This window comes from Bradyrhizobium sp. S3.7.6 (assembly GCF_054061875.1).
The window spans coordinates 7,301,485-7,314,121 of record NZ_JBSSEQ010000001.1 but is presented as its reverse complement, the minus strand read 5'-3'; the positions used below and the strand labels follow the sequence as shown (position 1 = coordinate 7,314,121).

Below are 12,637 nucleotides of genomic sequence, written 5' to 3'. Positions count from 1 at the left end.
GATGGTCACGATCCAGGTCCAGAACCTCATCGATTTCGTCGGCGAGGTGTTTGGTCACGCAGAATCCTCGCCGGAGGAGGCGAAGCGGATCGCGACCTATCTCACCACGGCCAATCTCACTGGCCATGACAGCCACGGCGTGATCCGCGTGCCCGTCTACATCCGCTGGCTGAAGACCGGCTTCGTGGTCCCGAACCAGACCGCAGAGGTGGTTGTCGACACGCCCTCGCTCGCGGTGGTCGACGGCAAGTTCGGCTACGGCCAGACCGTAACGCCGCAAGCGGTCAGGATCGGCATCGAGAAGTGCAAGAAGGCGGGCCTTGCCGCTGTTGCGTTGCGCAATGCCGGCCATATCGGCCGCGTCGGCGACTGGGCCGAGATGGCCGCCGCCGATGGGTTGGTCTCCGTGCATTTCGTCAATGCCGCCGGCTCGCCGCTGGTGGCGCCGTTCGGCGGCGTCGAGAAGCGGCTCTCGACCGCGCCTTATTGCGTCGGCATCCCCCGCGAGGGCCAGGATCCGATCGTGCTGGATTTCGCCACCTCGGTCGTCGCCGAAGGCAAGGTGCTGGTCGCAAGCCGCGGCGGCAAGAAGCTGCCGAAGGGCGCACTGGTCGATGCCGACGGGACCCTGAGCGAGGACCCGACCATGCTCTACGGGCCCTTCACGCCGGAAGGGCCGCGCGATCACACCAAGGGCACCGGCGCGATCCGCGCCTTCGGCGACCACAAGGGATCGGGCCTCGCCTTCATGTGCGAGCTGCTCGGCGGCGCGCTGACCGGAACTGGAGCCACCTCGGGCGAGCGGCGCTTTGCCAACGGCATGCTGGCGTTCTATATCGATCCGAAGGTCGTCGATACCTCCCATGTGTTCGACGCAGAGGTATCGCGCTATACGGACTTCATCCGTGCCACCAAGCCGATGGCGGGGGTCGATCAGGTGCTGATTCCCGGCGATCCCGAGCGGAAAACCCGGGCTGAGCGCACCAAGAACGGCATCCCCTTGCCGGATGACACCTGGGCGGCAATAGTGAGCACCGCCCGCGAGGTCGGCGTCAGCGAAGTCAGCATCCAGCGGGCGACCGCATAGGTCTTGCGTCATTGCGAGCGTAGCGCGGAGCCCCGGTTCGCGGTAACAGCAGAGCCGTGCTGTCGCGGCGCTCGTCATGGTGACGAAGGTCCAAACAACGGTCCAAGCAACAAAAGAAGGAAGGCAACGTGGCGAACAAGGTCAAGGAAATCTGGAAGTCGGGCAAGGCCGTGGTCAACGCGTGGCTCGCGATTCCCTCCGGCTTCTCGGCCGAGATGATCGCGCAATGCGGCTTCGACAGCGTCACCGTCGACATGCAGCACGGCGTGCAGGACTATCTCTCGATGGTGCAGTGCTTCCAGGCGATGGACAAGCATCCCGTGACCCCGATGGTCCGCGTGCCCTGGAACGAGCCCGGCATCATCGGCAAGGTGCTCGATGGCGGCGCCTACGGCGTGATCTGCCCGATGGTGAACACGGCGCAGGAGGCCAAGAACCTCGTCTCGTATTCCAAGTATCCGCCGCAGGGCGTCCGCTCCAACGGCCCGATCCGCGCCGGCATGTACGGCACCGCGGGCTCCTACCAGAAGACCGCGAATGCCGACACCATCCTGCTGCCGATGATGGAGACCAGGACCGCGGTCGAGAACATGGAAGCGATCCTCGACGTCGAGGGCATCGACGGCGTCTATATCGGCCCGTCCGACATCGGCTTCTCCTACGGCCTCGAGCCGAAGCTCGACCGCAGCGAGCCCGAGATCCTCGCGATCTACGACAAGATCATCAAGGAATGCGCCAAGCGCGGCCTCAACCCGGGTATCCATTGCAGCGGCGCGGAAGGCGCGGCGCGTGCGATCAACATGGGCTTCAAGCTGGTGACGTTGTCCAACGAAGTCGGCCTGATGACGACCTACGCCAAGATGCAGGTCAACGCGACCCGCAAGGATTCGGCCGGGAAGGCCTGATCTCGTGTCCCGGACGCGATGCGGCGCCTAGCGCCGCTTCGCAGAGCCGGGACCCGGTTGCTTGCGAAAGAAACGACACATGGGGCCCCGGCTCAGCAGCGCACCGTTTCACGCTGCGCTGCGTCCGGGGCACGATAGTTTTGATACAGGAGACCTGCCATGACCATCAGCCCCGTCATTCGCCTCCATCCCGATGATGGCGTGCTGATCGCGCGCGCGAGCCTGCCGCCGGGAACATTGGTTGCCGACGGCGTGACCACGGTCGAGCGCATTCCCTCCGGCCACAAGGTCGCGATCAAGCCGATCGCAGTGGGCGAGCCGGTCAGGCGCTACGGACAGATCATCGGCTTTGCGACGGTGCCGATCGCGCCGGGCCAGCACGTGCATACGCAGAACTGCGGCATGGGCGATTTTTCCAAGGACTATGCCTATTGCGCCGACGTCAAGCCGACGCCGAACTTCGATCTGCCGGCGACCTTCGAGGGCATCCGCCGCCCGGATGGCCGCGTCGCCACGCGCAACTATATCGGCATCCTCACCTCGGTGAATTGCAGCGCGCATGTCGCAAGCCTCGTCGCCGACGTCTTCAAGAAGAATCCGTTCACCGGCGACAATCCGCTCGCCGACTTCCCCAATGTCGACGGCGTGGTCGCGCTGACCCACAAGACCGGCTGCGGCATGACGCAGAACGAGCCCTTGGCGCTGCTCCGCCGCACGCTCGGCGGCTATGCGCGTCACGTCAATTTCTCCCACGTCATCGTGCTTGGGCTGGGCTGCGAGGTGAACCAGATCGGCGGCCTGATGGAGGAGCAGAAGCTCGCCGGCCGCCTGCGCGCGATGGACATCCAGGAGGTCGGCGGCACCCGCAAGACTGTCGAAGCGGGTATTGCCTTCGTGCGTGAAGCTCTCGCGGACTCCAACAAGGTCAAGCGCGAATCCGTGCCCGTCAGCGAACTCACCGTGGCCCTGCAATGCGGCGGCTCGGACGGCTATTCCGGCGTATCCGCCAATCCGGCGCTTGGGGCTGCCAGCGATCTCATCGTCCGTCACGGCGGCACCGTGATCCTGTCGGAGACGCCGGAGACCTACGGCGCCGAGCACCTGCTCACGCGCCGCGCCGTCAGCCGCGAGGTCGGCGAGAAGCTGGTCGATCTCATGCGCTGGTGGGACGCGTATACCGAGCGCGAGGGCGCCGAGATGAACGCCAATCCGAGCCCCGGCAACAAGGCCGGCGGCCTCACCACCATTTTGGAGAAATCGCTCGGCGCGATGGCCAAGGCCGGCACCACCAATCTCGTCGACGTGCTGCGCTATGCCGAGCCCATCACCAAGAAGGGTTTCATCTTCATGGACACGCCCGGCTACGATCCGGTCGCGGCGACCGGCCAGGTCGCCGGCGGTGCCAATCTGGTCTGCTTCACCACCGGCCGCGGCAGCGTGTTCGGCTGCAAGCCGGCGCCCTCGATCAAGCTTGCCACCAACACGCCCATGTACAAGCGCATGGAGGAGGACATGGACGTCAATTGCGGCACCATCCTCGAAGGCGAGGAGAGCGTCGAGCAATGCGGCCAGCGCATCTTCGAGCTCATCCTGAAGACGGCGTCCGGACAGCCGACCAAGAGCGAAAGCTTCGATTTCGGCGGTGCCGAATTCGCGCCCTGGGTGCTCGGGGCGACGATGTGAGGCTACGCGGCAGTTACGGAATGGTGACCGACAACGCCCGGAAGTAGCTTGCCGGAACATGGTCGCGCACGAAGCCGGGCAGTACGTCGGATTGGTCGAGCGTCCGCGGGTCGATGTTGCGGAGTTCCTCGATGCTTGGGATCTTCAGGTGGAAATTGCCTCCGGTAAGAAGGGTACCAAGCCCGACTAGGTTGAAGCTGGGGTCGTTTCCCTCTTTCGACGCCGGCACCTGACCTGCGAAGGTCGAGCCAGACGCGCAACGCAGCATTCGGCCGACGTGGCGGAAGTTGCCTCGCAGGCTGGGTGGAACGGCCGGGACGATGTCGTTACCGTTGACGAGCCGGAACGTGCTTTCGCTGAGAGGCTCGTAGGCTTCAAAGAAATCCTGACCGCCGGTTCGCGGCCCGCCAAACGTGTAAATGGCGGTTGCCCGCAGGCCATGATCCAACGCGCGCAGTGCTGAGATATTTGCCAAGGCGCCGCCCATGCTGTGTCCAGTAAAGAAGAGCGGCTGTCCGGCGCCGCCACTCCTGATCGCGACTTCGATGTCTGATCGGACTGCATCGACGGCTTCGGCAAATCCTTTGTGAAGAACATTTTGACTTGGTGCGAGGGTGAAGTCGGTGATCCAATCCTTGATACTGAGCGGATCGGTGCCGGAGAGTGTGACGAAAGTCGCGCCGCGTCCGACGGCGACAATGAAGCGGGCTTTTGGCGGTACCAAACCTGTAGCGGGAGTGTCGGCACCGAAGCCGCGCATCTCTAGCCCCAGTGCCGTCAGGATATTGTCTACCTTGTCGCGGTCGTCGGTCTCGTAGGCGAGCTGCGACAACCACATCATGGCTTGCGCGTTTTCCGGTGTGAAACCTGGAGTGACCGTGAAACCATCGAGCGCGTCGGCGCGATAGGAAGCCCGTGGGAATCTGACCAGAAAGCTCATCGGAAACATCTCCTCTTTCGGGCCGCGCCACGCGTCGAGACGTTGCGCGGCAACCATTACGAACGGGAGAGTCCATCATGCGCAAAGCGGCGCGTCGGGCGCGGCTTGTGCAGGCAATGGTTCATTCGATCATAGGTAGATCACTTCGGCAAGTGTAACTCGCAATTCAGCCCGCGGCGTAGGCAACCCGTGCCCGTTGTTAGTGCTTGATCCCACCCGGAACCGGTGTTCTGCTCAAAAAAGCTGCTGGAGCACCGCACCCCGTGTCGATCTACGTCGCATTACACCACGTCACGCACTACAAATACGACCGCCCGATCGATCTTGGCCCGCAGACCATCCGGCTGCGGCCGGCGCCGCATACGCGCACGCCGGTTCTGAGCTATTCGCTCAAGGTCACTCCGGCCAATCATTTCGTGAACTGGCAGCAGGACCCGCAAGGCAATTGGCTGGCGCGCTACGTCTTTCCGGAGAAGACGACCGAGCTGAAATTCGAGGTCGACTTCACGGCGCAGATGACCGTGGTCAACCCGTTCGACTTTTTCGTCGAGCCTTATGCCGACAGCTTTCCGTTCGAGTATTCGAAGGATCTGAAGACCGAGCTCGCGCCGTATCTCGAGACCATCAAGCCCGATCGCCTGTTCGCAAAATTTCTCGACGCGATCCCGCCTGAAGCCCCGAACACCGTCAACTTCCTGGTCGATCTCAATCGCGAGCTTCAGAAGCACGTCCGTTACATCATCCGCATGGAGCCCGGCGTGCAGACTCCGGAGGAGACGCTCTCCTCCGGTGCCGGATCGTGCCGCGACTCCGCCTGGCTCCTGATCCAGACCTTCCGTCATCTCGGTCTCGCGGCCCGTTTCGTCTCCGGTTATCTCATTCAGATACGCCCCGACATCGATCCGATCGAGGGACCGCCAGAGGTCGAGAACGATTTTACCGACCTGCATGCCTGGGCCGAAGTCTATTTGCCCGGCGCGGGCTGGATCGGCTTCGACGCGACCTCGGGTATGCTCGCGGGCGAGGGGCACATCCCGGTTGCGGCCACGCCGCATTATCGTTCGGCGGCGCCGATCTCCGGCGGCGCCGGCTTTGCCGAGGTCGAGTTCGAGTTCGACATGAGCGTGAAGCGCATCCGCGAGGCGCCGCGCATTACAAAGCCGTTCTCCGACGAATCCTGGACGCGGCTCAATGACCTCGGCGAGCAGGTCGACGGCGATCTCGCCGCGCAGGATGTCCGGCTGACCATGGGCGGCGAGCCGACCTTCGTCTCCGTCGATGATCTCGAAGCGGCGGAATGGAACACCGAGGCCGTCGGCCCGACCAAGCGCGCGCTCGCCGACGATCTGATCCGCCGCTTGCACACGCGCTTCGGGCCGGGTGGCCTGCTGCACTTCGGCGAGGGCAAATGGTATCCCGGTGAAAGCCTGCCGCGCTGGGCCTTTGGCCTGTACTGGCGCAAGGACGGCGTACCGATCTGGAAGAATGCCGATCTGATCGCCAGGATCGAGAATCCGCGGCGCGCCGAGGTCAAGGACGCCCAGGAATTCGTGGAGGGCGCGGCGGCGCGGCTCGGACTTGATCCCGGCTACATCATCCCAGCCTATGAGGACACCGCGTACTGGCTCCAGAAGGAAGCCGAGCTTCCCCTCAACGTCGATCCGTCCGACTCCAAATTATCCGATCCCGAAGCCCGCGCGCGGATGGCGCGCGTGTTCGACGAGGGCCTCAACACGCCGCGTGGCTTCGTGCTGCCGGTGCAACGCTGGAACGCGCCGCCGCGCTGGCGCAGCGAGCGCTGGCAACTCCGGCGCAATCATCTGTTCCTGATGCCGGGCGATTCACCGCTGGGCTTGCGCCTGCCGATCGGCTCGCTCGGCTACATCCCGCCCAACCAATATCCTTACATCGTCGAGCAGGATCCGTTGGAGCCGCGGGGCAAGCTGCCGGTGTTCACCCTCGCCGCGCGCCCGGAATCGCCGCCGCAGATCGCGCCCGAGCATCTCAACACGTCCGTCCCCGTCCGCACCGCGATGTCGGTCGAAGTCCGCGACGGCGTGCTCTGCGCCTTCATGCCGCCGGTCGAGCGCATCGAGGATTATCTCGAACTGGTCGCGGCCCTCGAAGCCACCGCCGAGGAGATGCAGCTCCAGGTCCATGTCGAGGGCTATCCGCCGCCGTTCGATCCGCGCGTCGAGGTCATCAAGGTGACGCCCGACCCTGGTGTCATCGAGGTCAACATCCAGCCGGCAAAGAGCTGGCGCGAGGCGGTCGACATCACCGTCGGGCTCTATGAGGACGCCGGCAAGACACGCCTCGGCGCCAACCGCTTCCTGGTCGACGGCCGCCACACTGGCACCGGTGGCGGCAACCACGTCGTGGTCGGCGGCTCCAGCCCGCAGGACTCGCCGTTCCTGCGCCGGCCTGATCTCTTGAAGAGCCTCGTGCTGTACTGGCAGCGGCATCCGTCACTGTCCTATTTCTTCTCCGGCCTGTTCATCGGCCCGACCAGCCAGGCGCCGCGGATCGACGAAGCGCGCCACGACAGCATCTACGAGCTCGAGATCGCGCTCTCGCATGTGCCGCCGCCGGGCTACCAGACGCCGCTGTGGCTGGTGGACCGGCTGTTCCGCCATCTGCTCGTCGACATCACCGGCAACACCCATCGCGCCGAAATCTGCATCGACAAGCTCTATTCGCCGGATGGCTCCACAGGCCGGCTCGGCCTCGTCGAATTCCGCGCGCTCGAAATGCCGCCCGATCCGCGCATGTCGCTGGCGCAGCAGTTGCTGATCCGCGCGCTGATCGCAAAATTCTGGCGCGAGCCGCAACAAGGCAAGTTCGTGCGCTGGGGCACTGCGCTGCATGATCGCTTCATGCTGCCTCACTTCATCTGGCAGGATTTTCTTGACGTGCTTTCTGAGTTGAAGCAGTCCGGCTATCCCTTTGAGCCAGAATGGTATCTGGCCCAGCTCGAATTCCGTTTCCCCGCCTTCGGCCGCGTCCATCATGGCGGCGTGACGCTGGAATTGCGTCAGGCGCTGGAGCCCTGGCATGTGCTCGGCGAGGAGGGCTCGGCCGGCGGCACGGTGCGTTATGTCGACAGTTCGGTCGAACGGCTTCAAGTGAAAGCTGAGGGGTTTGTCGAGGGCCGCCACATCGTGACCTGCAACGGCCGCCGCCTGCCGATGACCTCGACCGGTCGCTCGGGCGAAGCCGTGGCCGGCGTCCGCTTCAAGGCCTGGCAGCCGGCCTCCGGCCTGCACCCGACCATCCCCGTTCACGCGCCCCTGACCTTCGACCTGATCGACACCTGGAACGGGCGCTCGCTGGGCGGCTGCGTCTATCACGTCGCCCATCCCGGCGGCCGCAGCTACGACACCAAGCCCGTCAACACCTACGAGGCCGAGGCGCGGCGGCTGGCGCGCTTCCAGGACCACGGCCATACGCCGGGTCCGATGCAGCCCCCGCCCGAGGAACGCACAAATGAGTTTCCGCTGACCCTCGACTTGCGGACCCCGCTCCTGCAATGAGAATGATGGTGGGGCAGGGAGAGGCGCATGGGCGAGGGCGCAGCCGAACAGGACGACAAGACGGGTAAGGCGCAAGGTCAGCGCGAAGGCCAGCGCCGCCTCGCGCAATGGGTCCGCGACTATAGCCGCCTGCCCGGCATCCCCGACGAGTTCCTGGGGCCCGGCGGCGCCCCCCGCGCGGTCTGGAGCCGCTTCTTCGACGCCTTCGGCGCGCTCGCGCCGGACGAGATCGAACGGCGGTTCGGCATGGCCGACCGCCATTTGCGCGAGGCCGGCGTCACCTACCGTGCGCCCGGCGACAGCGCCGACCGGCCGTGGTCGATTAGCCATCTGCCGCTGCTGATCGACGAGGCCGACTGGAAGCAGCTGTCCGCCGGCATCACCCAGCGCGCCGAACTGCTCGAGCTCGTGCTGCGCGACATCTATGGCGAGGGGCGGCTGGTCGCGGAAGGCGCGTTGCCGGCGGCCGCGATCGCCGGCAGCCCCGAATATCTCCGTCCCGTCTGCGGCGTGCCACCGCCGGGTGGGCGCTATCTCTCGCTCTATGCCGCCGATGTCGGCCGCGGGCCCGACGGGCGCTGGTGGGTGCTCGGCGACCGCACGCAGGCGCCCTCAGGCGCGGGCTATGCGCTGGAGAACCGCCTGGTGCTCTCGCGTGCCTTCTCCGACCTCTACAAGTCGATGAACGTGCCGCGCGTCGCGCCGTTCTTCGAGGCGTTTCGCGACAGCCTGCGCGCGCGCGCCGATCGCGACGAGCCGCGCATCGGCGTGCTCACGCCGGGCAGCTTCAGCGAGACCTATTTCGAGCACGCAACCCTGGCGCGCTATCTCGGCTTCCTGCTGGTCGAGGGCGACGATCTCGCCGTCAGCGACAACCGTATCCACATCCGCACCGTCGCCGGCCTGAAGCGGCTCGACGTGCTGCTGCGCCGGGTCGATTCCAACTCGCTCGATCCGCTCGAGCTCGATGCGTCCTCGCATCTCGGCGTGGCCGGCCTGATCGACGTGCTGCGCAAGGACGGCGTCGTCGTCGCCAACATGCCGGGCTCGGGCGTGCTGGAGGCGCGCGCGCTGCTCGGCTTCCTGCCGGCCCTGAGCCGCCGCCTGCTCGGGCAAGAGCTCAAGATGCCGCATATCGCGACCTGGTGGTGCGGTCAGCGCAACGCGCGCGACGAGGTGTTGTCACGGCTCGACGAGGTCGCGATCGAGGGCGCCTATCGCCGCGGCGTTCCCGGCTTCGACAGCAATGGCCCGGTGCTCGCGAGCGAGCTCGACGCCGCCGGGCGCCAGCGTCTCGTCGACGCCATCAGCGCGCGCGGCATGGACTATGTCGGCCAGGAGATGGTGCGGCTTTCGACCATGCCGGTGTGGGAGCAGGGCCAGCTCACGCCGCGTCCCTTCGTGCTGCGCGTGTTCGCGGCCGCGACGGCCGACGGCTGGGCCATCATGCCCGGCGGCTTCTGCCGGATCGCCGAGCAGGCGGACGCGCGCGCGGTGTCGATGGGCGACGGCGCGCGCGCCGCCGACGTCTGGGTGGTCTCGGACAAGAAGGTCTCGATCGCGACGCTGCTGCCCGCGACCGACAAGGTGCGGATCCGCCGCATCGCCGGTGTGCTGCCGAGCCGCGCCGCGGACAATCTGTTCTGGCTCGGCCGCTATCTCGAACGCGCCGAGGCAACGCTGCGGCTGGTGCGCGCGCTGGGCTCGCCGAGCGGGCCCAACAAGGGCACCGCGGCCTCGCTGCAATCGGCCGACCGCATCCAGCGCCTGCTGGTGGCGTGGGGCGCGATCTCGCAGGCCTCGCGCACTGCGCCGGGGCGCATCGTCGCCGAAGCGCTGCAGAGCCCGGAGCGGTTCGGCTCGGCGCTGTCGCTGGTGCGCGCGGCGCAGCGCACGGCGACATCCCTGCGCGAGCGGCTGTCGCCCGACGCCTGGCAGGTCATCACCGAGATGGCCGATCGGCTGGCCTACGAGGTCGAGGACGACGACGATGTGCTGAGCGCGGCCGAGCTGACCTTGCAGGAGCTTGCGAGCCTTGCGGGACTGGCGCAGGAGAACATGAACCGCGCCGCCGGCTGGCGCTTCCTCGATATCGGCCGCCGCACCGAGCGCGCCATCAACACCACGCGCTTCGCGCGCCAGTTCGCCTATGACGAGGCCTGCGACGAGGATCTCGATATCCTGCTGACGCTGGTGGATTCCCAGATCACCTACCGCTCGCGCTATCTGCTGGCGCCGATCCTGGCGCCGGTGCGCGATCTCGCGGTGCTCGACAGCTACAATCCGCGTTCGGTCGCGTTCCAGGTGACGACGCTGAACGAGCACATCGCTTCGCTCCCGAGCCTGAAGGAGCACGGCCTGATCGAGCAGCCGCAGCGGCTCGCGGTGGCGGCGCAGGCGATGCTGGCCACCGCGGAAGCCGAGAAGCTCGAGGTCAAGACCCTGTTCTCGCTGGAACAGGACCTGCTCAGCCTCGCCGAGGCGATCGGGCTGCACTACTTCCCGCACGGCCCCAATGCCAGCCGGCCGGAAAAGCTGACGGGGCTGGCGTGATCTACGACATCCGTCACGTCACGACTTACGAATACGAGAGTGCGGTCAGCTTCGCTCGCTGCACGCTGCGGCTGGAGCCGAAGAGCGGCGACGGTCAGGAGCTGATCTCGCACAGGGTCGAGATCCGGCCGCGCCCGTCCGAGCGCCACGTCCGCCGCGACTTCTTCGGCACGCTCACCGAGAGCGTCGTGATCGAAACCGCGCACCGAAACTTGCGCATCGACTCGCGCTCGCGCGTGTCCGTCTCGCGCAAATCGCCGGCGCGCGATGCCGTCAGCCCGCCTTGGGAGAGCATCCGCGACATCGCGTTTGAAGCAACGAGCCTCGGGCCGTCCTCGCCGGTCGGCTATGTCTTTGCGAGCCCGCTGGTGCCGGTGCTGCACCCCGTCAGCGCCTATGCGGCCACGAGCTTTGCGCCCGGCGCAGGGATCCTCGCCGGTGCGACCGACCTCATGCATCGCATCCGCACCGAATTCCGCTACGATCCGAAGGCCACGGTGATCTCGACGCCGCTTGGCGAGGTCTTCGACAAGCGCCACGGCGTTTGTCAGGACTTTGCCCATGTGATGATCGCAGGGCTGCGCGGGCTCGGCCTTCCGGCAGCCTATGTCAGCGGCTATCTCCGTACCATTCCGCCGCCGGGCCAGCCGCGCTTGCAGGGCGCCGATGCCACCCATGCCTGGGTGTCGCTGTGGTGCGGCGCGGAGCTTGGCTGGGTCGATTTCGATCCGACCAATGATTTGCTGGTCGCCAACGATCACATCGTGCTCGCGGTCGGGCGCGACTTTTCCGACGTCTCGCCGGTCGACGGCATCATTGTCGGCTCGCCGAAGCAGAAGCTCGGCGTCGCCGTGGACGTGCTGCTGGTGGAATAAAAGCGGTCTCGCCGGCTCGGCCAGGCTGTGTCGCGGCCCGACCGCAACCGTGATGTCGCAGGGCACAACAGCAACATATTTCCGTAAATTCGTCCCGGCGTTTGGTCACTTGGCCCAAGATGGGCTATGCTGGCCGTTGCGTTGAGGACACGAATGAGACGTCGGGAGCTGGCGTGGGACACCACCGACAAGCGGGGCTGCATCCATGATGACGTTACCGAGACTGGCGGCTGAATCCCTGGAGAAGTTGCTGGGCTCGTTCATGCGTCGCAGGTACGACGATTCCTATGCCAGGGTGGTGGAGGCCTCGACGCGCACTGCGATGGAATGCATCGGCAACAGCGATGCGCTCTATCACAATATCGAGCATACGATGCTGGTGACGCTGGCGGCCCAGGCGATCATGCTTGGCCGCAATCTGCACACGCACCTCGATGCCGAGGACTACATCCATATCCTGATCGCCTGCCTTGCGCACGACATCGGCTATGTTCGCGGGCTGTTTCCGGAGGACGACGAAGACGGTTTCGTGGTCGACGAGGCCGGCACCAAGGTGTCGCTGCCGCGCGGCGCGTCGGATGCCAGTCTGATGATGTATCACGTTGATCGTTCGATGCTTTTCGTGCGGCGGCGGCTGCCACCGATCCGCGGTATCGACAGTGAGCGCGTCGCCCGCGCCATCGAGGGCACCCGCTTCCCGGCCCGTGAAGGCCAGGAGTACGACGACGAGGCCTCGATCCTGCGCGCCGCGGACTTCATCGGTCAGCTCGGCGATCCCAACTATCTGCGCAAGGCCAACGCGCTCTACTACGAATTCGAAGAGGTCGGCATCAATCGCCAGCTCGGCTACGACTCGCCCGCCGACATCGTGAACCGCTATCCACAATTCTACTGGAACAGCGTCGCACCGCACATCCAGACCGAGATCAGCTACCTCAACAAGACCGAGATCGGCCGGCAGTGGATCGCCAATCTCTACAGCAATGTGTTCCGCGCCGAACGCGAGATCTCGCTGTCAGGCCCGCAGAAATAGCCCCCGTAGCCCGCATGGAGCGAAGCGG

Annotated in this window: 8 protein-coding genes; 7 read left to right on the top strand and 1 reads right to left on the bottom strand. The window is 65.8% G+C overall.

The genetic code is table 11. From position 1 onward, the window contains the following. Position 1 precedes the first annotated feature (1 nt). The 3 genes from ACVJ5M_RS35470 (at position 2) to ACVJ5M_RS35460 (ending at position 3,675) form a co-directional block, all read left to right on the top strand. Positions 2-1,087 carry a malate/lactate/ureidoglycolate dehydrogenase gene (locus ACVJ5M_RS35470; protein ID WP_354099378.1) on the top strand — a complete coding sequence of 362 codons (1,086 nt, stop codon included), beginning with the start codon at positions 2-4 and terminating at the stop codon, positions 1,085-1,087. 128 nt (positions 1,088-1,215) lie between these two features. Beyond that, a complete protein-coding gene (locus ACVJ5M_RS35465; RefSeq protein ID WP_456679593.1) occupies positions 1,216-1,992 on the top strand; it encodes an HpcH/HpaI aldolase family protein in 777 nt (258 codons plus the stop codon). A gap of 159 nt (positions 1,993-2,151) precedes the next feature. After that, the gene (locus tag ACVJ5M_RS35460; protein ID WP_071915717.1) at positions 2,152-3,675 is read left to right on the top strand and encodes a UxaA family hydrolase; all 1,524 of its coding nucleotides are present in this window, start codon (positions 2,152-2,154) and stop codon (positions 3,673-3,675) included. Positions 3,676-3,688: 13 nt separating this feature from the next. On the opposite strand, the gene ACVJ5M_RS35455 is transcribed toward ACVJ5M_RS35460, so the two are convergent. Then, entirely contained in the window at positions 3,689-4,615 is a 927-nt protein-coding gene (locus ACVJ5M_RS35455) for a lipase family protein (protein WP_187387769.1), read from the bottom strand. Between the two features lie 263 nt (positions 4,616-4,878). Between ACVJ5M_RS35455 and ACVJ5M_RS35450 the strand changes: the two genes are divergently transcribed. From ACVJ5M_RS35450 to ACVJ5M_RS35435, 4 genes are all read left to right on the top strand, one after another. Beyond that, the gene (locus ACVJ5M_RS35450; protein ID WP_063984657.1) at positions 4,879-8,148 is read left to right on the top strand and encodes a transglutaminase family protein; all 3,270 of its coding nucleotides are present in this window, start codon (positions 4,879-4,881) and stop codon (positions 8,146-8,148) included. A gap of 27 nt (positions 8,149-8,175) precedes the next feature. Next, positions 8,176-10,701, top strand: coding sequence for a circularly permuted type 2 ATP-grasp protein (locus tag ACVJ5M_RS35445; RefSeq protein ID WP_063984656.1), 2,526 nt, complete (start codon positions 8,176-8,178; stop codon positions 10,699-10,701). Beyond that, positions 10,698-11,576, top strand: a complete 879-nt coding sequence (locus ACVJ5M_RS35440; RefSeq protein WP_063984655.1) for a transglutaminase family protein — start codon at positions 10,698-10,700, stop codon at positions 11,574-11,576. Before ACVJ5M_RS35445 ends, ACVJ5M_RS35440 begins: the two co-directional genes overlap by 4 nt. 205 nt (positions 11,577-11,781) lie before the next feature. Next, positions 11,782-12,609: an HD domain-containing protein gene (locus ACVJ5M_RS35435; protein WP_063984654.1), complete on the top strand. Its 828-nt coding sequence runs from the start codon at positions 11,782-11,784 to the stop codon at positions 12,607-12,609. Positions 12,610-12,637: the final 28 nt, after the last annotated feature.

Excerpts from the sequence above, each read along its gene's own strand:
- ACVJ5M_RS35470 (WP_354099378.1), top strand. The coding sequence starts at position 2 with ATGGTCACGATCCAGGTCCAGAACCTCATCGATTTCGTCGGCGAGGTG.
- ACVJ5M_RS35460 (WP_071915717.1), top strand. The coding sequence starts at position 2,152 with ATGACCATCAGCCCCGTCATTCGCCTCCATCCCGATGATGGCGTGCTG.
- ACVJ5M_RS35455 (WP_187387769.1), bottom strand. The coding sequence starts at position 4,615 with ATGAGCTTTCTGGTCAGATTCCCACGGGCTTCCTATCGCGCCGACGCG.
- ACVJ5M_RS35445 (WP_063984656.1), top strand. The coding sequence starts at position 8,176 with ATGGGCGAGGGCGCAGCCGAACAGGACGACAAGACGGGTAAGGCGCAA.
- ACVJ5M_RS35435 (WP_063984654.1), top strand. The coding sequence starts at position 11,782 with ATGATGACGTTACCGAGACTGGCGGCTGAATCCCTGGAGAAGTTGCTG.